At 72.9% G+C, this 21225-nt stretch carries 17 protein-coding genes; 16 read left to right on the forward strand and 1 reads right to left on the reverse strand.

Annotated features, from left to right (window positions below; all coding sequences use genetic code 11):
• Positions 1–114: 114 nt before the first annotated feature.
• From ACR9ZK_RS02395 to ahcY, 7 genes are all read left to right on the forward strand, one after another.
• A complete protein-coding gene (locus ACR9ZK_RS02395; protein WP_481339756.1) occupies positions 115–531 on the forward strand; it encodes a DUF3499 domain-containing protein in 417 nt (138 codons plus the stop codon).
• Positions 532–547: 16 nt separating this feature from the next.
• On the forward strand, positions 548–2023 hold the full coding sequence (locus tag ACR9ZK_RS02400) for a phosphomannomutase/phosphoglucomutase (protein WP_481339760.1): 1476 nt from the start codon (positions 548–550) through the stop codon (positions 2021–2023).
• The gene (locus ACR9ZK_RS02405; protein WP_481339764.1) at positions 2020–2223 is read left to right on the forward strand and encodes a Trm112 family protein; all 204 of its coding nucleotides are present in this window, start codon (positions 2020–2022) and stop codon (positions 2221–2223) included. Before ACR9ZK_RS02400 ends, ACR9ZK_RS02405 begins: the two co-directional genes overlap by 4 nt.
• A gap of 13 nt (positions 2224–2236) precedes the next feature.
• Positions 2237–3373, forward strand: a complete 1137-nt coding sequence (locus tag ACR9ZK_RS02410; protein WP_481339766.1) for an SIS domain-containing protein — start codon at positions 2237–2239, stop codon at positions 3371–3373.
• A gap of 74 nt (positions 3374–3447) precedes the next feature.
• A complete protein-coding gene (locus ACR9ZK_RS02415; protein ID WP_481339769.1) occupies positions 3448–4860 on the forward strand; it encodes a mycothione reductase in 1413 nt (470 codons plus the stop codon).
• A 32-nt stretch (positions 4861–4892) separates the two neighbouring features.
• The gene (locus ACR9ZK_RS02420) at positions 4893–5822 is read left to right on the forward strand and encodes a DUF808 domain-containing protein (protein ID WP_481339772.1); all 930 of its coding nucleotides are present in this window, start codon (positions 4893–4895) and stop codon (positions 5820–5822) included.
• 147 nt (positions 5823–5969) lie between these two features.
• Positions 5970–7406 (forward strand): adenosylhomocysteinase, encoded by a 1437-nt coding sequence (ahcY, locus tag ACR9ZK_RS02425; protein ID WP_481339777.1) that lies wholly within the window; start codon positions 5970–5972, stop codon positions 7404–7406.
• A gap of 100 nt (positions 7407–7506) precedes the next feature.
• Here ahcY and ACR9ZK_RS02430 read toward each other — a convergent pair whose 3' ends face one another.
• On the reverse strand, positions 7507–9051 hold the full coding sequence (locus tag ACR9ZK_RS02430; RefSeq protein WP_481339779.1) for a hypothetical protein: 1545 nt from the start codon (positions 9049–9051) through the stop codon (positions 7507–7509).
• A 129-nt stretch (positions 9052–9180) separates the two neighbouring features.
• On the opposite strand from ACR9ZK_RS02430, the gene ACR9ZK_RS02435 reads away from it, so the two are divergent.
• The 9 genes from ACR9ZK_RS02435 (at position 9181) to secA (ending at position 21139) form a co-directional block, all read left to right on the forward strand.
• Complete coding sequence (locus ACR9ZK_RS02435) at positions 9181–9750, forward strand: hypothetical protein (RefSeq protein WP_481339782.1); 570 nt, start codon at positions 9181–9183, stop codon at positions 9748–9750.
• Positions 9751–9924: 174 nt separating this feature from the next.
• Positions 9925–10602: an MtrAB system response regulator MtrA gene (gene mtrA / locus ACR9ZK_RS02440; protein WP_481339785.1), complete on the forward strand. Its 678-nt coding sequence runs from the start codon at positions 9925–9927 to the stop codon at positions 10600–10602.
• Between the two features lies 1 nt (position 10603).
• Positions 10604–12355, forward strand: coding sequence for an MtrAB system histidine kinase MtrB (mtrB, locus tag ACR9ZK_RS02445; RefSeq protein ID WP_481339788.1), 1752 nt, complete (start codon positions 10604–10606; stop codon positions 12353–12355).
• Complete coding sequence (locus tag ACR9ZK_RS02450; protein ID WP_481339792.1) at positions 12352–14175, forward strand: LpqB family beta-propeller domain-containing protein; 1824 nt, start codon at positions 12352–12354, stop codon at positions 14173–14175. Before mtrB ends, ACR9ZK_RS02450 begins: the two co-directional genes overlap by 4 nt.
• Before the next feature lie 104 nt (positions 14176–14279).
• On the forward strand, positions 14280–15083 hold the full coding sequence (locus ACR9ZK_RS02455; protein ID WP_481339794.1) for a ComF family protein: 804 nt from the start codon (positions 14280–14282) through the stop codon (positions 15081–15083).
• A gap of 231 nt (positions 15084–15314) precedes the next feature.
• The gene (gene hpf, locus ACR9ZK_RS02460) at positions 15315–15950 is read left to right on the forward strand and encodes a ribosome hibernation-promoting factor, HPF/YfiA family (RefSeq protein ID WP_481339797.1); all 636 of its coding nucleotides are present in this window, start codon (positions 15315–15317) and stop codon (positions 15948–15950) included.
• 215 nt (positions 15951–16165) lie between these two features.
• Complete coding sequence (locus tag ACR9ZK_RS02465; RefSeq protein ID WP_481339800.1) at positions 16166–16849, forward strand: response regulator; 684 nt, start codon at positions 16166–16168, stop codon at positions 16847–16849.
• Positions 16850–16878: 29 nt separating this feature from the next.
• Positions 16879–18096, forward strand: a complete 1218-nt coding sequence (locus tag ACR9ZK_RS02470) for a winged helix-turn-helix domain-containing protein (RefSeq protein ID WP_481339802.1) — start codon at positions 16879–16881, stop codon at positions 18094–18096.
• A gap of 190 nt (positions 18097–18286) precedes the next feature.
• Entirely contained in the window at positions 18287–21139 is a 2853-nt protein-coding gene (secA, locus tag ACR9ZK_RS02475) for a preprotein translocase subunit SecA (RefSeq protein ID WP_481339806.1), read from the forward strand.
• The last annotated feature ends 86 nt before the right edge of the window (positions 21140–21225 follow it).

The raw sequence follows: 21225 nt of genomic DNA on the forward strand, positions 1-21225 counted from the left end.
GGGTCGGCGCGGCCGGTCGGGACGCGAGGAGTGGCGGACCGGCGGCAGGGACGCCGTCGCGTCCACGGCGTGGTGATTCGTCCTCGTCCGACCGGGCGACTAGAGTCCCGCGACGTGGGTCTGACTCGTGGTTGCTCGAAGACGGGGTGCGCGCGCCCTGCGGTTGCGACCCTGACCTACGCCTACGCCGACCGTGCCGTCGTCGTCGGCCCGCTCGCCACCTACGCCGAGCCGCACACCTACGACCTGTGCCTCGAGCACGCCGAGCGCATGACGGCCCCGCGCGGCTGGGACGTCGTGCGCGTCGGTGGGGAGTTCCCCGAGCCGCAGCTGGCCGGTGACGACCTGCTCGCCCTCGCCGACGCGGTCCGCGAGGCTGCCCGTCCGCGCCAGCCGCGTCAGCCGAGTCAGTCGCGTCAGCCGACCCCGGGCGAGCGCGCCGAACCCCGGGGCCAGGCGGCGGCCGAGGCCCAGGCCGGTGTCGTGGAGTCCGGCCGGCGCGGGCACCTGCGCATCCTGCGCGACGGCTGACCACTAGGGTGGGCGCGTGCCTCATCTCGTCGACTTCGTCAAGGCCTACGACGTCCGGGGGATCGTCCCTGACCAGCTCTCGCCCGAGGTGGCCCGCGCCATCGGCGCCGCGTTCGCGGAGGTTGTCGCCATCCCGGACGGCAGCGCGGCTGTCGTCATCGGGCACGACATGCGGCCGAGCTCGCCCGAGCTGTCGCAGGCGTTCGCGGCCGGAGTGACCTCGCGCGGCGTCGACGTCGTCCACGTCGGCCTGTGTTCGACCGACGGTCTCTACTACGCCAGCGGCGCCCTCGACCTGCCGGGCGCGATGTTCACCGCGAGCCACAACCCGGCCCAGTACAACGGCATCAAGATGTGCCGCTCCGCAGCCCGCCCGGTCGGCCAGGACTCCGGGCTCGCGGAGATCCGCGACCTCGCCCAGTGGCTGCTCGACGGCGGAACCGGCCTGGCCGAGCCGGTGGGGGGGCCGGGCAACGTCACGACCCGCGACCTGCTCGGTGACTACGCCGGCTTCCTCCGCTCGCTCGTGGACCTGTCCGGCTGCCGGCCGCTCAAGGTCGTCGTCGACGCGGGCAACGGCATGGGCGGGCACACCGTCCCGGCCGTCCTCGGCACGGGTGCCGGACTGCCAGAGCTGCCGCTCGAGGTCGTGCCGATGTACTTCGAGCTCGACGGCACGTTCCCCAACCACGAGGCCAACCCGCTCGACCCGGCCAACCTCGTCGACCTGCAGGCCGCGGTCCGCGAGCACGGCGCCGACATCGGTCTGGCGTTCGACGGCGACGCCGACCGCTGCTTCGTCGTCGACGCCGACGGCGAGCCCGTGTCGCCGAGCGCGATCACCGGCCTCGTCGCGGCGCGCGAGATCGCCCGGGCGCGCGAGGGCGGCGACCGCGAGGTCTCCATCGTGCACAACGTCATCTCCAGCGCGGCGGTCCGCGAGGTCGTCGCCGAGAACGGCGCCAACCCGGTGCGCACCCGCGTGGGCCACTCCTTCATCAAGGCCGAGATGGCCCGCGCCGGAGCCGTGTTCGGCGGCGAGCACTCGGCGCACTACTACTTCCGCGACTTCTGGTTCGCCGACACCGGGATGCTGGCGGCGATGCACGTCCTCGCGGCCCTCGGCGAGCAGGACGACCCGCTGTCGCGTCTGTGCAGCGAGTACGAGCGCTACGTCGCCTCCGGCGAGATCAACTCCACCGTCGAGGACCAGGCCGCCGTCGTCGAGCAGGTGCGGGCGTGGGCGACGGTCCGCGGCGCCGGCACCGACGAGCTCGACGGCCTCACCGTCACCTGCCCCGAGGGCACCGAGCCGATGTGGTGGTTCAACGTCCGCGCCTCCAACACCGAGCCGCTGTTGCGGCTCAACGTCGAGGCCGCCGACCGTGAGACCATGGAGCGCGTCCGCGACGAGATGCTCGCCCTGATCCGGTCCGGCGACGGTGTGGCGGACGCGATGACGGACCCGACCGACACAGGAGACGCATCGTGACCACCCAGCAGACCATCGAGCCGTGGCTGCGCGCCATCCTCCGCTGCCCGAAGTGCAAGGGCGAGCTGACCGACGCGACGCACGACTCGGGGTCGGGCGAGACGCCCGAGCTGCGTTGTGCCACCGACCATCTCGCCTACCCGGTCGAGTCCGGGGTGCCCGTGCTGCTCGTCGACCTCGCCCGGCGCACCGACGGCTGACGCGGTCGGCGCCGTGTTCGACGAGACCCGCCTCGACGACGAGGGGACGCTCGCGGCCCTGGACCGTAGCGACACCCTGCGCGCGCTCGCCTCGGCCGGAGCCCAGGTGCGTCGGTCCCTCGAGGCGGCCTCCGACGCGGGGCTCGAGCGGCTGCGTGACGTCGAGCCCCGCGGTGTCGTCGTCGCGGCGGCCGGCGGTTCGGCGGCCGTCGCGGACCTCTTCGAGGCGCTCGCCTGCGCCGGGGCGTCCCTGCCGGTGCAGAGCTGCTCCGCCGGGCCGCTGCCGGGCTGGGTGGGCTCGCTCGACCTCGTCATCGCCGTGTCGCAGTCGGGCCGCGCCGCCGGCGCCCTCGCCCTCGCCGCCGAGGCGCAGCGGCGGGGCGCCTCCCTGCTGACCATCGGCGCGGCCGACTCGCCCCTGGCCGAGGTCAGCGCCCGGGCGCGCGGCGTCCACGTGCCGATCCCCGTCTCGGGGTCCTCGTCACGCACGTCGATGTGGGCGCAGGCGACGCCCACCCTCCTCGCCGCCGACGCGCTCGGCATCGCGCCCGCGGGGACCGAGACGCTCGGGGCGCTCGCCGACGTGCTCGACCGGTGCGCCACCGAGGCGCGACCCTCGTCGGAGTCGTTCGTCAACCCCGCCAAGGTCCTGGCCACCGAGATCGCCGAGTCCGCGCCGATCGTCCTGGGGGAGGGACCGTTCGGCGGCGTCGCAGCCCGCCGCGCGGCGGGGATGTTCGGCCGGACCGGCCGTGTCCCCGTGGCCCACGGCGCACTGCCCGACGCGGCCAGCCAGATCGTCGCGTGCTTCGACGGGCCGCTGTCCGGCGGCGGCGCCGACGGTGGGGCCGAGGACATCTTCGCCGACCCGTTCCTCGACGGACCGACGCGGCCCCCGCTGCGGCTCATCATGCTCCGCGACACGAGCGACGGCGCCGACGAGCGGTTGACCGCGACCATCGTGTCCGTCGCCGAGGACGCCGGCGTGCGCGTCTCCCTCGTCGACGCGCCGGCCACCGACCCGTTGCTGCGCTTCGCCCACCACGTCGCGCTCACCGACTTCGCCGCCACGTACCTCGCGCTCGGCCTGGGCTTCGACCCGGCCACCTCGCCCCACGTCGAGCTCCTGCGGGGGGCCCGCAGCCGCTGAGCCGCACCGGGCGACGGCCCGGGTCCCGGGGTGCCTGACCCGGCGGACCGCCCGCGCCTCCGTAGGCTGCGACCGTGGCCCACTACGACCTCGCCATCATCGGCAGCGGCAGCGGCAACTCGCTCGTCACCCCCGACCTCGCCGGCAAGCGCGTCGCCGTCATCGAGGGCGGCATCTTCGGGGGCACGTGCATCAACGTCGGGTGCATCCCGACGAAGATGTTCGTCTATGCCGCCGAGGTGGCCGACTCCGTGCGCTCGGCCGCCCGCTACGGCGTCGACGCCACCCTCGACGGCGTGCGCTGGCGGGACGTGCGCGACCGGGTGTTCGGACGCATCGACCCGATCTCCGAGGGTGGGCTGCGCTACCGGCAGGAGGGCCCGAACACGTCGGCACTCCTCGGACACGCCCGGTTCACGGGTGACCGCGAGCTGACGGTCCGGCTGCACGCCGGAGGGACCGAGGTGGTGACCGCGGACCAGGTCGTCGTCGCCGCGGGCGCGCGGCCCGTCGTCCCGGACGTCGTCACGGCGTCGGGGGTGCCGTTCCACACGTCCGACACCGTCATGCGCATCGACGAGCTGCCACGGCGGATGGTCGTCATCGGCGGCGGGTTCATCGCGGCCGAGATGGCCCACGTCTTCTCCGCGTTCGGCGTGCACGTCACGGTCCTCGCGCGCGGCTCGCAGCTGCTGCGCCATCTCGACACCGAGATCTCCCAGCGCTTCACCGACCTCGCGCGTGAGCAGTGGGACGTGCGCACCGGCGTCGAGGTCACGGCGGTCGAGCGGCTCGCCGGGCCGTGCCGTGGCGTGCGGGTGCACCTGCTGGGTGGCGCCACCGTCGAGGGCGACCTCCTGCTCGTGGCCACGGGTCGCCGGCCCAACACCGACGACCTCGGCGCCGACGCCGTGGGGCTGCGACTGCACGACGACGGCCGCGTCGCCGTGGACGAGTACGGCCGCACCAACCTGCCCGGCGTCTGGGCCCTGGGCGACGTCAGCTCGCCGTGGCAGCTCAAGCACGTCGCGAACGCCGAGGCCCGGGCCGTCGCGCACAACCTCGCGCACCCCGAGGACCTGCACCGGCTCCCGCACGCGCACGTGCCCTCCGGCATCTTCAGCCACCCGCAGATCGCGACCGTCGGCCTCAGCGAGCAAGCCTGCGTCGACGCCGGCCTGGCACACGTCACCGCCGTCCAGCACTACGGCGACACCGCCTACGGGTGGGCGATGGAGGACACGACGAGCGTCTGCAAGCTCGTCGCCGACCCGCGGTCCGGGCGGCTGCTCGGCGCCCACCTGCTCGGACCCCATGCGACGAGCCTCGTGCAGCCGCTCGTGCAGGCCATGGCGACCGGCGCGCACGTCCACGACGTCGGACGCGGACAGTACTGGATCCACCCGGCCCTCGCGGAGGTCGTCGAGAACGCCCTCCTCGGGCTCGCCGTCGACCCGCCCACCCGGGACGGCACGACCCGTCCCTGAGAGCACGCTGGGACGCGCCCTAGGCTGTGCGCATGGCAGGTGGACTCGTAGCGCTCCTCGATGACATCGCGGCGCTCGCCAAGCTCGCGGCCGCCTCCGTCGACGACGTCGGCGCGGCCGCGACGAGGGCGAGCATCAAGGCCACGGGCGTCGTCGTCGACGACACCGCCGTCACCCCGCGCTACGTGCAGGGGCTGCACCCCGAGCGCGAGCTGCCGATCATCAAGAAGATCGCGGTCGGCTCGCTGCGCAACAAGCTGCTCATCATCCTTCCCGTCATCCTGCTGCTCAGCCAGTTCCTGCCGTGGCTGCTCACCCCGGTCCTCATGGTCGGCGGTGCCTACCTGTCCTACGAGGGCGCCGAGAAGGTGTGGGAGCTCGTCTCGGGCCACCACGAGGAGGTGGGGGAGCCGGGCGAGGTCGACGAGCAGGTCGTGGTGGCCGGTGCCGTCCGCACCGACTTCATCCTGTCGGCCGAGATCATGGTCATCGCCCTCAACGAGGTCGAGCAGGAGCCGCTGCTGTCGCGGGCCGTCATCCTCGTCATCGTCGCGCTGCTCATCACGGCGCTCGTCTACGGCGTCGTCGGGCTCATCGTCAAGATGGACGACGTCGGCCTGTCGCTCGCCGAACGCGAGTCCGGCGGCTCGCAGCGGCTCGGCCGGGCCCTCGTCAAGGGCATGCCGAGGCTGCTGTCCGTGCTCGCGACGGTCGGCATCGCGGCGATGCTCTGGGTCGGCGGCCACATCCTGCTCGTGGGCGTCGACGAGCTCGGCTGGCACGCGCTGTACGCAGGGGTGCGCCACCTCGAGGAGGGCGTTGCCGGCGTGCCCGGCGTCGGCGGGGTCCTGGCGTGGTTCGTCAACACCCTCGCCTCTGCCGTCATCGGGCTCGTCGTCGGGGCCGCGCTCGTCGCGCTGCTCCACGTCGTCCCCCGGCGCCGCAGGACTGCCACCCACTGACCCGAGCCCGGGCTCGACACGGTCGTTGGGCTGCTCCGCGAGGCCTCGCTAGACTGGGGGACTGCCGGCGTGGGTGATGACCCGCGAACGATGGCCCAGAGGGGCGCGCCGGGTCTGCACACCGACCACCAGAGGAAGCGATCACCCATGTCCTTCGACTACAAGGTTGCCGACCTGAGCCTCGCCGAGGCCGGACGCCACCAGCTCCGGCTCGCCGAGCACGAGATGCCGGGCCTCATGGCCCTGCGCGCCGAGTACGCCGACGCACAGCCGCTCCGGGGCGCCCGCATCGCCGGCTCGCTCCACATGACCGTCCAGACGGCCGTCCTCATCGAGACGCTGACCGCGCTCGGTGCCGAGGTCCGCTGGGCCAGCTGCAACATCTACTCCACCCAGGACGAGGCCGCTGCGGCGGTCGTCGTCGGTCCGAACGGAACGGCCGACGCGCCCGAGGGGGCGCCGGTGTTCGCCTGGAAGGGCGAGACGCTCGAGGAGTACTGGTGGTGCACCGACCAGATCCTCACCTGGCCGAACGGCGAGGGCCCGAACATGATCCTCGACGACGGCGGCGACGCCACGATGCTCGTCCACAAGGGCGTCGAGTGGGAGAAGGCGGGCCAGGTCCCGCCCAACGACGAGTCCGACTCCGAGGAGTTCGGCGTCTTCAAGGAGCTCGTCCGCGCGACCGTCGCGGCCGACCCGCAGAAGTGGACGCGCGTCGCGGCCGGCATCAAGGGCGTCACCGAGGAGACGACGACCGGCGTCCACCGTCTCTACCAGCTCGCCGAGGCCGGTGAGCTGCTCTTCCCGGCGATCAACGTCAACGACGCCGTGACCAAGAGCAAGTTCGACAACAAGTACGGCTGCCGCCACTCGCTCATCGACGGCCTGAACCGGGCCACCGACGTGCTCATCGGCGGCAAGGTCGCGGTCGTGGCCGGCTACGGCGACGTCGGCAAGGGCTGCGCGCAGAGCCTCGCCGGCCAGGGCGCCCGGGTCATCGTCACCGAGGTCGACCCGATCTGCGCGCTCCAGGCCGCGATGGAGGGCTACCAGGTGGCCCGCCTCGAGGACGTCGTCGACGTCGCCGACATCTTCGTCACGACGACCGGCTGCAAGGACGTCATCACGGCCGAGCACATGCAGCAGATGAAGAACAAGGCGATCGTGGCCAACATCGGCCACTTCGACAACGAGATCGACATGGCGGGGCTGGCCCGCGTGCCCGGCGTCGTCAAGACGCAGATCAAGCCGCAGGTGCACGAGTGGACCTTCGAGTCCGGCAGCTCGATCATCGTGCTGTCCGAGGGCCGTCTCATGAACCTCGGCAACGCCACGGGGCACCCGAGCTTCGTCATGAGCAACTCCTTCAGCAACCAGACGATCGCCCAGATCGAGCTGTTCACGAAGACCGGCGAGTACGACAAGCAGGTCTACACCCTGCCCAAGGTCCTCGACGAGAAGGTCGCCCGCCTGCACCTCGACGCCCTGGGCGTGCGGCTGACCGAGCTGACCAAGGCCCAGGCCGAGTACCTCGGCGTCGACGTCGCCGGCCCGTACAAGCCGGAGCACTACCGGTACTGACGCGACCGCTGCGGCGGCGCGCCGGTCGCTCCGGTTGCCCGTCATGTGCCGCTCGCCCCCACCGGGGGCGGGCGGCACCGCTGCGTCAGCGCACGGGTCGTCAGCGACCCGCGGGAGGCGCCTGCAGCAGGACGAACTCGGAGTCGCGGTCCGCGACGCGCCAGCCGGCCTGCTTCTGGAGGGCCTCCGACGTCGCGGAGGAGGCCGACACGAGCGCCCAGCGACAGCCGGTGTGCGTCAGGTAGGCGGTCCACCCGGGGGTGGCCGAGGAGAAGGCGACGTACTCGCGCACGTGGCTGAGGCTGTAGACCTCGATGCGGCCGTCGATGGCCGGACGCACGTTCGGGTGCCGCCAGATGAGCCAGCCGCCGATGCCGTAGTCGTTGCAGACGACGGTCCCGGCGGGCAGCCTGGCGATGGCCGGGTCGAGACCGGTCGCACCCCAGGCCGGCAGCACGGCCCGTACCGCGACGACGACGGCCGCCACGACGAGGCCGAGCGAGGCCAGGCCGACGGTGAACCCGACCTCGCGGCGCTCGACCGGCTCGGGAGCCGTGGGCAGCAGGCCCTGCAGCGTGACGGCGGCGCCCGGGGCCACGACCGCCGCACCGACGGCGACCGTCCGGGCGTAGAGCAGGGCGAGGCCCGTGCCGAGGACGAGCAGCAGGACGTCCGTCCACGGCACCCGGGAGCGCGACCGCGCCCACACGAGGACGACCACGCCGACCATCCCGACGAAGAACGCGAACCCGGGCTGCTTGATCGAGGGGGCCATCCACTCCTGGACGAACTGCGTCGTCTCCGACACCGCGAAGGGCGACAGCAGCAGCTCCGGCCCGGTCGGCGTCAGCGCCGCGACGGCCAGCGACGCCAGTGGCACGAGCGCGAGCCGTCCCCACTCACGGCGGCCGACGCGTCGGTCGAGGGCGAGGCCGACGAGCGCCACCACGCCCACGAGCACCCCCATGAACCACATGCCGTGCGAGCAGGCCCAGACCCACGTCAGCGGCACGAGCCACCAGCGGGCCCGGCGGTCCTGCCAGGAGCGCAGCCAGGCCCCCGTCGTCACGGCGGTGAGGGCGAAGGTCACCAGGTGAGGGCGCAACGACAGGCTCTGGCTCATCGCCGCGAGAGCGACGGCGGTCACCGCGGCCGAGACGAGCAGTGAGCCGCAACGGCGCGTGACCCGCCACAGCACGAGGCCGATGCCGGCGACCCCGAGCGGCAGCAGCCACGCGACGCCGGGCAGGCCGAGCAGCTGCTGGGCCAGGCTCATGAGCAGCTCGGGGAGCCACTCGTGCAGGCGCCACGGCTGGGTCGACATCGTGCTCCACGGGTCGGGGCCGTTGAACACCCACGTCGTGCGCAGCCGGTCCCCGGCGGCCAGGTGCCAGAAGGTGTCCGGGTCGGACACGGGGCGCGCCACCTGGACGATCGCCGCGAGGAGCACGAGGCCCGGCAGCGCCTGGCGCACGCGGTAGGGCAGCGGCGGGCGCCGCGTCGCGTCGACGGTCGGGGCGTCGGCGGTGCCCGGGGCGTCCGAGGTGTCGGCGGCGTCCGCGGCGTCGGCGGCGTCGGCGGCGTCGGCGGCGTCCGGCACCGGTGTCCCGGTGACGGCCGCGGCGCGGGTCGTGTCGCTCGTCACGGGCCGATCATCCCCGCTCCATCCTGCGGCTGGGCCGTTTTGGCCCGATCGGTCCTGCGGCCCGGTCCCGGCCCGCGGCCACCGTGCGAGGATTGGCGCCAACTCACCACCGTCTGGCAGGGACCCTCCATGAAGAAGCTCACGACCGCCGTGCTGGCGTTCTCGCTCTCCGTCTCGCTCGCGGCCTGCAGCAAGGCCACCACCCCGCCCACCACCTCGAGCACGACGCCCGCCGCATCGGCCGCCTCGACCCCCGCGACGGCGTCCGACACCCCGTCCCCGTCCGACACTCCGTCCGACACTCCGTCCGACACGAGCGGCGCCACCGGCGACAGCACCACCCCGGCCACGCCGACCCCGGTCGACCAGACCACGCCGGAGGCCGCGATGACCTCGTGGCTCGGCGCCATGGTCGCGGGCGACGGCCGGACCGTGTGCGAGCTCATGGCCACCGGGGGCAAGACCATCTCGAGCATCCCGGGCGCGGCGGCGGCGTGCAGCAAGACGATCACGCCGATGCTCGACCAGCTCAAGGAGCTCGGCGGCGCGTTCCGGGGCCTGAAGATCAGCGGGGCCACCGTCACCGGTGACCAGGCCTCGTTCGAGAGCGTGACGACCGAGCCGGCGCTCGCGGCCGACGTCGTCTCGAACTTCAAGGCGGTCCGCATCGGCGGGAAGTGGTACGTCACGCAGGGTTGACACAGGCCGGGTCGTGACCGCCGGACGGTTCGTCCGGTTCGCGGCGTTCTGCCCGGACCGCACCCGCCCGCGCCGGCGTCCCCGCGTCGTACCGGCCGCGTCGCCTCCCTGTGTGATGATGTGCCAAAGGACTACGGGGGACGGGACACTGTCGTCCCGGGAACGGAGTGTGTCGTGAAGGGTCGGGTACTGGTCGTCGACGACGACCTCGCACTCGCCGAGATGCTCGGGATCGTGCTGCGCAACGAAGGGCTCGAGGTCACCCACGTGGCCGACGGCGCCGAGGCGGTGTCCGCCTTCCGCGAGTCGCACGCCGACCTGGTCCTGCTCGACGTCATGCTGCCCGGCCTCGACGGCATGGAGGTGTGCCGACGCATCCGCTCCGAGAGCGGCGTGCCGATCGTCATGCTGACGGCCCGCACCGACACCGTCGACGTCGTCGTCGGCCTCGAGTCCGGCGCCGACGACTACGTCGTCAAGCCGTTCAAGCCCCAGGAGCTCATCGCCCGCGTCCGCGCCCGGCTGCGCCGCGGCGACGAGCCGGCCCCCGAGAAGCTCGCCATCGGCGACCTCGAGATCGACGTTGCCGGGCACTCGGTCAAGCGCGACGGCCGGCCGTTGTCCCTGACGCCACTCGAGTTCGACCTGCTCGTGGCCCTGGCCCGCAAGCCGTGGCAGGTCTTCACCCGCGAGGTGCTCCTCGAGCAGGTGTGGGGCTACCGCCACGCGGGTGACACCCGTCTCGTCAACGTCCACGTCCAGCGGCTGCGTTCGAAGATCGAGCACGACCCCGAACGCCCGGAGATCGTCGTGACGGTCCGCGGCGTCGGGTACAAGGCGGGTCCGGCCTGAGATGACCGCGAGGTCGGGCACCGCGCAGGTCGCCGGGCTCGCGTCGCGGGCCCGCTCGGCGCTGCGCCGGGCGGGTTCGCGCCTCGTGCACCTGTGGCGGTCCTCGCTCGGGTTCCGCGTCGTCATGGTCACGATGCTGCTCGGCATCCTCGTGCTCACGGCCGTCGGCACCTACCTCTACGGCTCGATCGCCCAGGGCCTCGTCGACGGGCGGCAGCGGATCGCCGCCGACGACAGCCTGCGTGACGCCGCCGACGCGCAGAAGCAGTTCGACTCGACGGACCAGATCGCCTCCGACGCCGCGCTGACCCAGTTCGCGACGACGCTCGTCAACCAGTACCGGCGCGACGCCGGCAACGAGAAGCGCTACGTCGTCCTGTCGACGCTCGACAACCCGGCCGGTCGTCGCATCATCATCAACACCATCGAGAGCAGCTCGGGCAGCGCGCGGTTCATCCCGGCGGAGCTGCGCGCCCAGGTCGCCGCGCAGCCGGACCGCCAGCACCTGCAGGTCGCGACGATCGACGAGGGCAACGACTCCATCTCGGCGGTCATCGTCGGGCAGCGCATCGCCACGCCCGTGGCCGGCGACTACGGCCTCTACTTCATCTACCCGATGCACCGGGAGCGGGAGATCATCTCCTTCATCGGCCAGACGTTCCTCGTCGGTGGTGCCATCCTCGTGCTGCTCATCGGCGCCATCGCCTTCGTCGTGACGCGCCTCGTCGCCGACCCGGTCCGCCGGGCCGCGCTCGTGGCCGAGCGCTTCGCCGAGGGCAACCTCAACGAGCGGATGCGCTCCAAGGGCGAGGACGACCTCGCCCGCCTCGGCAACTCCTTCAACGCCATGGCGGCCTCCCTGCAGCAGCAGATCGCCCAGCTGGAGAACCTCTCGCGTGTCCAGCAGCGGTTCGTCTCCGACGTGTCGCACGAGCTGCGCACCCCGTTGACGACGATCCGGATGGCCGGCGACCTCATCCACGACTCCCGGGCCGGGTTCGACCCGACCGTCGCCCGATCCGCCGAGCTGCTCCACAAGGAGCTCGACCGGTTCGAGTCGCTCCTGACCGACCTGCTCGAGATCTCCCGGTTCGACGCCGGCGCCGCGGTGCTCGAGGTCGAGGCGACCGACCTGCGCGCCTCGGTGGAGCGAGCCGTCGACGCCCACCGGGCCCTCGCCGCCAGCCGCGGCACGCGGCTGGTGCTGCGGATGCCCAAGCGGCCGGTCATCGCCGACATGGACTCGCGCCGCATCGAACGGATCCTGCGCAACCTCGTGTCCAACGCGGTCGAGCACGGCGAGGGCCGCCCGGTCGAGGTGACCGTGGGCGAGAACGACTCGGCCGTCGCGGTCACCGTGCGCGACCACGGCGTCGGGCTCCGGCCGGGCGAGGCGGCCCTCGTCTTCACCCGGTTCTGGCGCGCCGACCCGGCGCGGGCCCGCACGACCGGAGGCACGGGTCTGGGCCTGGCCATCGCGCTCGAGGATGCCCGGCTGCACGCCGGACGACTCGAGGCGTGGGGCGCGCACGGCGAGGGTTCCTGCTTCCGGCTGACGCTGCCGCGCAAGGCCGACGCCACCATCACCAGCTCACCCCTGCCGCTCAGCCCGCTCGCGGCCGAGGCGGCCAGGGCCCGTCGCGAGGGCGCCGCGCTGGGGGAGGCGACGCGCAGCGACGGCACCGGCGGCACGGGCGGTACCGACGAGGACACGCTGCGCCTGAGGCGCATCGCGGTGGAGCGCTCCCCGTGACGGGTCGCCCCGTCCGGCGGCCGCGTCGGCGCGTGGCGCTGGCCGCGGCCGCCGCGGTGACGACGCTCGTCCTCGCCGGGTGCGGCGGGCTGCCCGGCTCCGGCCCGGTCGTCGACGGCAGGGCCCTCGGTGACTCGGCCGTCGAACCGGTCCGCGTCGCGGCCGTCGGCCCCGTCGACGGGGCGAGCCAGGAGGCCGTCATCCGAGGGTTCCTGCGGGCCGGCGAGGACAACGACGAGACGCACCAGACCGGCAAGCTCTTCCTCGCCCCGCAGTCGGTCGACCTGTGGCGGTGGGGCACCGAGGACGTCGTCGTCTACGACGGCGACCTGTCCTTCCGGAGGTTCGGTCCGGACCGCCTCGAGGTGTCGGCCGACGAGGTCGCTCGCGTGTCGGCCGACGGACGGTACGAGGAGCAGGAGCCGGGCACGCGGGTGTCGATGGTCCTGGGGTTGACGAAGGTGCGGGGGGAGTGGCGCATCGAGCTGCCGCCCCGCGGTTTCGGGCTGTGGCTCGACACCGACCAGTTCGAGCGCATCTACACCAACCAGCTCGTCTACTACGTGACGAGGACCGGTCGCGACCTCGTGCCCGACTCGCGCTGGTTCCCCATCGGCTCGCGGCTGCCGACGACGCTGGCCCGCGCGCAGCTGTCGCCGGTGCCGGCCTACCTCGGCGGCGCCGTCGCCACCGCGGCGCCGCCGGGCACCCGCCTCGCCGTGAACGCGGTGCCGGTCGAGAACGGGCAGGCGCAGGTCAACCTCAGCACCCAGGCACTCTCGGCGGACCCCGACGGGCGCGCCGCCCTGTGGGCGCAGCTGACCGAGACGCTGCGGCAGGTCCCGACGGTCTCGTCGGTGTCGCTTGCCGTGGCCGGCACCCCGCTCGAGCTGCCCGGCGGCCTGACCACCGTCGGGGCCGCGACCGACCTCGGCTTCGACACCGTGACCCGCCCGGCGCAGGACACCGCCCTGCTGCGCTCGGGCGACTCCGTCACGCGGATCGACCCGACCTACGTGTCCGACACCGGCAACGGCGCCAGGCGACCCGACCTCAAGCCACGCGACGGTGACATCGCGCGCGTCCCCGACACGTGGACCGCCCTCGCCCTGTCGGTCGACGGCAAGCAGCTGGCCGCCGTGTCCACCGGCCGAGCGGAGCTGTCGATCTGGAGCGCGTCGGCCGAGACCCGGTTCCTCGCGCCGTTCGCGACATCACTGACGCGTCCGTCCTACGACAACAGCGGCTACCTGTGGATCGCCGGCAGCGGCGGCGACGGTGCCGACCACGTCTACGTCCTCGACAGCGTCTCGAAGGACCCCGCGGCGCGGCCGCGCGCGATCAGCGCGCCCTGGCTGGCGGGGCGCCGTGTCGTCGCGCTCAGCGTCTCGGCCGACGCGTCCCGCGCGCTCGTCATCAGCACCGACCGGTTCGGTCGCGACCAGCAGCTGGGGCTCACCGGCATCGTCAGGTCCACCAACGGCGAGCCCCTGTCCCTGACGACGCCGGAGCGCCAGGCCCAGTCACTGACCCAGCTGCAGGACGTCACCTGGCTCGGTCCGGTGTCCTACGCCGTGCTCGGCACCGAGGGCGCGCGCGGCAGCATGCATCCGTGGACCGGGACGCTGGGGGCCGGCATCGACGGCCGCCGGCAGTCGACCGCCGGGCTGGGAGCGGTGGCCGGTGCCGTCCGCATCACGACCGTCGGAGGTCCCCGCGGTCTCGTGGTCATCACCTCCGACGACCACGTCTTCGTCCGCGCCGGGTCCACCTGGCGCAGGATCGAGAACGGCAGCGACGTCCTCGTCCCGGGCGGCTGACCGGCGCACCGGCGCTCCTCCACACCCCCCGGCCCGGGCGCGAGGCGTCCACAGGCCCGCGACAGAGGCCGGCAGCGGCCGTGTCGACGCGGTGTCATGGGGTGGTGCCCGTCCCGCCCGAGGTGGCCGGCCGCGTCCGGGCGCTCGCCGCCGGGCTGCTCCTGCCGCTCGCCGACCTCGTTCTGCCGGTCGAGTGCGCCGGGTGCCGCAGGCCCGGACGCGCGTGGTGCCGGCGCTGCGAGCTCGCGCTCCCGGGTCTGGCCTTCGCCGGGGGCGCCCACGCCCCGCAGGTCGTCCCGCCGCGCGCGCCCGCCGGGCTGCCGCCGGTCTGGGCCTGGGGCCCCTACGACGGGCCGCTGCGCCACGCCGTCCCGGCGTGGAAGGACCACGGGCGGCGCGACGTCGAGGCGGTCCTCGCGCCCCTGCTCGCCGCAGCCCTCGAGGCCGCGGTGCGGGAGTCGGGGTGGTCCCGCGGGCCGGTCCTCGTCGTCCCCGTGCCGTCGTCACGACGGGCGGAGCGGACCCGCGGCGACACGCCGCTCGTCGCTCTGGCGACCCACGCGCTCGGCGTGTCGCCGGCGAGGCCCGGGCCCTCCTCGCCGGTACCGGTCCGGCTCGCGTGCGCGCTCGAGCCGACCCGCCGTACGCGCGACCAGACCGGCCTCGACCGGGCCGCCCGACGTCGCAACCTCGCCGGCTCGATGGTGGTCAAGCCCTTGTGGCACAAGGTCATCCGCGGACGACGCTGCGTCGTCGTCGATGACGTTCTGACGACGGGCGCCACGCTCGCCGAGGCCGCTCGGGCCCTCCACGAGGGTGGCGCCGTCGCGGTCGTCGGCGCCACCGTGGCGGCCACACCCGCCCCGAGGACCCGCCGGCGGGGGTCTGCGTCGGGGCGCCCCACGTGAAGTCCGTCGTAGTCCCGGGAACTGCTTCCCACCGGTGTCGCCGCCGAAGTAGGGTCGGGTCAGGAACCCCGTCCTCCGGGGTACGGCAGCTGGGCTCGGCCCCCCGTCCGACCGGAGGCGTGACCAGCGGAAGGGGTGGTGTCGACCCGTCAGTGGGCCGGCCGCGCGTGGCCTGGCCCGGAGCAGCAGCCTGCGCCGCACGAAGAAGCCGTGCGCGATCAAGGAGGAACCGTGGAGATCGTCGTCACTGGGCGTCACGTCCAGATCCCCGACCGATTCCGTCAGCAGCTGGACGAGCGCCTGGCCAAGGTGCCCGCGCTCGCCCCCAAGGTGCACCGCATCGATGTCGTCGTCACCCACGAGCGGGTAGCCCGTGGGTCCGAGAAGGTCGAGATCACGTGCCGGGCCAAGGGCCCCGTGATCCGCGCCGAGGCCTGTCTCGACGACAAGTACGCCGCGCTCGACGCTGCCGTCGACAAGCTGATGGACCGGTTGCGGCGGGTGCACGACAAGCGCAAGGTGAGCCGGGGTCGCCGGGTCCCCGAGTCGGTTGCACAGGCGACGGCACGCATCGACGCAGCGGGGGAGCCCTCCGCGCCCGAGTCGGCCAACGGCGACGGACGCATCGACGACCTCGACCGCTTCGGAGCCATGGGCAACTCGCCGATCGAGGTCCGCGAGAAGATCCACACGGCCGCCCCGATGAGCCTCGAGGACGCCGTCAACCAGATGGAGCTCGTCGGCCACGACTTCTTCCTGTTCCACGACGCCGACACCGACCGCCCCAGCGTCGTGTACCGGCGCCGGGGGTGGAGCTACGGGGTCCTGCACCTCGAGACCGACCAGGAGGTCGCCGCCACCGGCTGACGGCTCGCGCCACGAAGGCCGCACCGGTACGCACCGGCACGCACCGGCACGCACGGGGAGGCGCCGTCCGCACGAGCGGGCGGCGCCTCCGTCACGTGGCCCGCCACGACGGCCGGTCCATCGCCGGGCCGTCGCCAGTGCGTCGCCAGTGCCTGGCCAGCGCGTCGAAAGGCGCGCCGGCGTGCGTTGTCGGCACGCTTTGACAGGATGGGCGGGTGAACCCGCCTCCGGACGTGATCCGAGTCCTCATCGTCGACGACCACGCGCTCTACCGCCGCGGGCTGCAGACCGTCCTCGAGACCGAGGACGGCATCCAGGTCGTCGGCGAGGCCGCCGACGGCGTCGAGGCGGTCACCGTCGCCGAGGAGAAGGCCCCCGACGTCATCGTCATGGACGTCAGCATGCCCAAGCGCGGCGGCATCGACGCCTGCCGGGCCATCCGGGAGCGCATCCCCTCCGCCCGCATCCTCATGCTGACCAGCTCCGACGACGAGGCCAACCTCTTCGAGGCCGTCCGGGCCGGCGCCAACGGCTACCTGCTCAAGGACGTCCCGCCCGAGGAGGTCGCCGAGGGCATCCGCAAGCTGCACGACGGGCAGTCGCTCCTGTCGCCGCTGATGGCCTCCAAGCTGCTGCACGAGTTCGCCACGATCAGCCAGCGCGACTCCGTCCCGGCCGTCGCGGGCGGCCTCGAGGCGCCCCGCCTGACCGAGCGCGAGCTCGGCATCCTGCGGCTCGTGGCCAAGGGCCGGACGAACCGCGAGATCGCCACCGAGCTGTTCATCTCCGAGAACACGGTCCGCAACCACATCCGCAACATCCTCGACAAGCTGCAGATGCACTCGCGGATGGAGGCGGCGATGTACGCCGTGCGCCAGCGGCTCATCGACCCGGACTGAGGCCCACGAGCCGAGGACGTGCACCGCCCGTGACCCTTGCCCCGCGCCGGCTCAGCCGCGCCCAGGCCCGACGCGTCGCCATCGCCGCGCAGGGCTTCCTCGACCCGCGTCCCGAGCCGTTCGCGGCGACGATGCGCCACGTGCAGCGCGTCATCGACCGGGTCGGCGTCATCCAGATCGACAGCGTCAACGTCCTTGCCCGCAGCCAGTACCTGCCGCTCTTCTCCCGCCTCGGGCCCTACGACCCGGCCCTGCTCGACCGCGCCCGTGACCGGGCTCCGCGCCGGCTCGTCGAGTACTGGGCCCACGAGGCGAGCCTCATCCCGCCCTCGACGTGGCCCCTGCTCGACCCGCGCATGCGCGCGGCCGCCGAGAAGGCGTGGGGCGGCATGCGGCGCATCCTCGCCGAGCGTCCGGACTTCGTCGACCTCGTCGAGGCCGAGGTCGTCGCGCGCGGGCCGATGACGGCGCGTGAGGTCGAGGCCGCCCTGGAGCACGACCAGCCGCGCCGCACGGACCACTGGGGCTGGAACTGGTCGGAGGTCAAGCAGGCGCTCGAGTACCTCTTCTGGGCCGGGCGCATCAGCTCGGCCGGGCGGACCACCCAGTTCGAGCGTCGGTACGCCTCGCTCGCCGCGACGGCCCCGCCGGCGCAGCGCGCCGCCTGGCTCGAGCGCCCGGGCCCCGACGCCGACCCCGAGCGGTACGTCGAGCTCGTCCGGATCGCCGCTCGCGCCCACGGCGTCGGCACCGAGCTGTGCCTCGCCGACTACTTCCGGATCAAGCGGGAGGACGCGCGACCGGCCATCGCCCGGCTCGTCGCCGACGGCGAGCTCGTCCCCGTCGAGGTGCCCGGCTGGCGGCCCGCATGGCTGCACGCCGACGCGCGGCTGCCCAGGCGCGTCCACGCCGAGGCGCTCGTCAGCCCGTTCGACTCGCTCGTGTGGCAGCGCCAGCGGATCCATGACCTGTGGGACTTCCACTACCGCATCGAGATCTACACGCCGGCCCACCAGCGCGTCCACGGCTACTACGTGCTCCCCTTCCTGCACGGCGACGCGCTCGTGGCTCGCTGCGACCTCAAGGCCGACCGCGCCGCGGGCGTGCTCCGCTGTCCCGGCGTCTCGTGGGAACCCGGCGCGCCCGCCGACGCGCGGAGCGCCCTCGTGCGCAACCTCGAGGCCATGGCGCAGTGGCTGGGTCTCGGGCGCGTCGACCTGCCTCCGGGCTGGGCCGGGGCGCCCTGACACGTCACCTGCGCCGGCGGCACCGATCCTCGAGCCGATCCGGAACCGCCCCGGAACCGACCGGGGCGGGTGTGCGTTGGTCGGAGAGTCGCCGGGACGGTTAGCCTAGGCGGGTCCCGTGACCCATCGCGGGCGATGGAGCCCGCCCACCGGGCGAGCCCACACGTTCAGTCGGGAGTGAGATCACCAGATGGCCGTCATCGAGAAGCTGCTTCGCGCCGGCGAGGGCCGGACCCTGAAGAAGCTCCAGGGCATCGCCAAGCAGGTCAACGCCCTCGAGGCCGACTTCGAGAAGCTCACCGACGAGGAGCTGCGGGACGAGACGAAGGGCTTCCGCGAGCGGCTCGACAACGGCGAGACCCTCGACCAGCTGCTCCCCGAGGCCTTCGCCGCCGTCCGCGAGGCCAGCAAGCGCACCCTGGGCAAGCGTCACTTCGACGTCCAGCTCATGGGCGGCGCCGCGCTGCACATGGGCAACGTCGCGGAGATGAAGACCGGCGAGGGCAAGACGCTCGTCGCGACCTTGCCGAGCTACCTCAACGCGCTGACCGGCCAGGGTGTGCACGTCATCACGGTCAACGACTTCCTCGCCGAGTACCAGTCCGAGCTCATGGGCCGCGTCCACCGCGCCCTCGGCATGGAGACCGGCTGCATCCTCGCCTCGATGACGCCCGAGCAGCGCCGCGCCGAGTACGCCAAGGACATCACCTACGGCACGAACAACGAGTTCGGCTTCGACTACCTGCGCGACAACATGGCGTGGGAGCCCGCAGAGCTCGTCCAGCGCGGCCACCACTTCTGCATCGTCGACGAGGTCGACTCGATCCTCATCGACGAGGCCCGCACGCCGCTCATCATCAGCGGTCCGGCCGACCTCGCGACGAAGTGGTACGTCGAGTTCGCGCGGATCGCCCAGCGCCTGCACCGCGGCGAGGACGGCCGGGGCGACTACGAGGTCGACGAGAAGAAGCGCACCGTGGGCGTCCTCGAGTCGGGCATCGCCAAGGTCGAGGACGTCCTCGGCATCGACAACCTTTACGACACCGTCAACACCCCGCTCATCGGCTACCTCAACAACTCCATCAAGGCCAAGGAGCTGTTCAAGAAGGACAAGGACTACGTCGTCATGAACGGCGAGATCCTCATCGTCGACGAGCACACCGGCCGGATGCTGCCGGGCCGCCGCTACAACGAGGGCATGCACCAGGCGATCGAGGCGAAGGAGGGTGTCGAGATCAAGAACGAGAACCAGACCCTGGCCACGATCACCCTCCAGAACTACTTCCGCATGTACGACAAGCTCTCGGGCATGACCGGCACGGCCCAGACCGAGGCCGCCGAGCTGAACTCCATCTACAAGCTCGGGGTCATCCCGATCCCGACGAACCGCCCGATGATCCGCATCGACCAGCCGGACCTCGTCTACCGCACGGAGATCGCCAAGTACGACGCCGTCGTCGACGACATTGCCGAGCGGCACGCGGCCGGCCAGCCCGTCCTCGTCGGCACCGTGTCGGTCGAGAAGAGCGAGTACCTCTCGCAGCAGCTGAAGAAGCGCGGCATCAAGCACGAGGTGCTCAACGCCAAGCAACACGAGCGCGAGGCCGCGATCGTCGCCGAGGCGGGCCGCAAGGGGGCCGTCACGGTCGCGACGAACATGGCCGGTCGAGGCACCGACATCATGCTCGGCGGCAACTCCGAGTTCCGGGCCGTCGCCGAGCTGAAGCGCCGCGGCCTCGACCCGGAGGAGACGCCGGAGGAGTACGAGGCGGCCTGGGACGAGGCGCTCGCCGCCGCCGAGGAGGCGGTCGCCGCCGAGCACGAGGAGGTCACCCAGCTCGGTGGTCTCTACGTCCTCGGCACCGAGCGGCACGAGTCCCGCCGCATCGACAACCAGCTGCGCGGTCGTTCCGGCCGCCAGGGGGACCCGGGCGAGTCGCGGTTCTACCTCTCGCTGCACGACGACCTCATGCGCCTGTTCAACGCCGGCATCGTCGACCGTTTCATGCAGACGGCCGGCATGGAGGACGACGTGCCGATCGAGAGCAAGATGGTCACGAACTCGATCCAGAAGGCGCAGGGTGCGGTCGAGGCGCAGAACTACGAGATCCGCAAGAACGTCCTCAAGTACGACGACGTCATGAACCGCCAGCGTCAGGTCATCTACGAGGAGCGCCGCGCCGTCCTCGAGGGCGAGGACCTGCACGAGCAGCTGCGCCTCTTCGTCAACGACGTCGTCGGCGGGTACGTCGACGCCGCGACGGCCGAGGGCTTCGCTGGCGACTGGGACCTCGAGCAGCTGTGGGAAGCCCTGCGCCAGGTGTACCCGGTCTCGGTGACGATCGAGGAGATCGAGGACCTCGCCGGTGACCGCCAGTCGATCTCGGCAGGCCTGCTGCGCGAGCAGCTGCTCTCCGACGCCCACCACGCCTACGACCGGCGCGAGGAGTCGCTCGGCGCCGAGACGATGCGCGAGGTCGAGCGGCGCGTCGTCCTGTCGGTGCTGGACCGCAAGTGGCGCGAGCACCTCTACGAGATGGACTACCTCCAGGAGGGCATCGGGCTGCGCGCCATGGCCCAGCGCGACCCGCTCATCGAGTACCAGCGGGAGGGCTTCCAGCTGTTCGAGGCAATGATGGAGGCCATCAAGGAGGAGTCGGTCTCGCACCTGTTCTCCGTCGAGGTGCAGGTGGCGCCGCAGCCCGCGACGGTCGGCGCGGCCCCGATGTCGGTCTCGGACCTCGTCGGTGGTGTCGCCGCAGCGACCGCCGACCGCAGCGCACCGGTGACCGACGACCGGACCGGTGCCGCCGCCGAACCGGACGCCCACGGCGGGGCCGAGCCCGCCGCCCCGGAGGGTGTGGGCGCCTTCGGCTCCGGCGTGCGTGTGTCCGGCGTCGACCACACCGACGGACAGCGGTCCGGAGCGTTGCGCTACTCGGCTCCGGGTGAGGACGGCCGAGCCGTCGTCACCGGTGACCAGCAGCCGGTCGAGCGTCGCGCCGACCGCCGCGGCAAGAAGGTCAAGCGCAAGCGGCGCTGACGACGCGGTGCGAACCATCGACGCGGGGGGCGACCACAACCCCTCGGGACCCCCCCATCGCTACCGTGTCCTCTCGCCCGCACCCC

The sequence above is a fragment of the Monashia sp. HAY1-5C genome, from assembly GCF_056755255.1.

Coding starts and splice junctions, on each gene's coding strand:
- ACR9ZK_RS02420 (WP_481339772.1), top strand. CDS start 4,893: ATGGCAGGTGGACTCGTAGCGCTCCTCGATGACATCGCGGCGCTCGCC.
- ahcY (WP_481339777.1), top strand. CDS start 5,970: ATGTCCTTCGACTACAAGGTTGCCGACCTGAGCCTCGCCGAGGCCGGA.
- ACR9ZK_RS02435 (WP_481339782.1), top strand. CDS start 9,181: ATGAAGAAGCTCACGACCGCCGTGCTGGCGTTCTCGCTCTCCGTCTCG.
- mtrB (WP_481339788.1), top strand. CDS start 10,604: ATGACCGCGAGGTCGGGCACCGCGCAGGTCGCCGGGCTCGCGTCGCGG.
- secA (WP_481339806.1), top strand. CDS start 18,287: ATGGCCGTCATCGAGAAGCTGCTTCGCGCCGGCGAGGGCCGGACCCTG.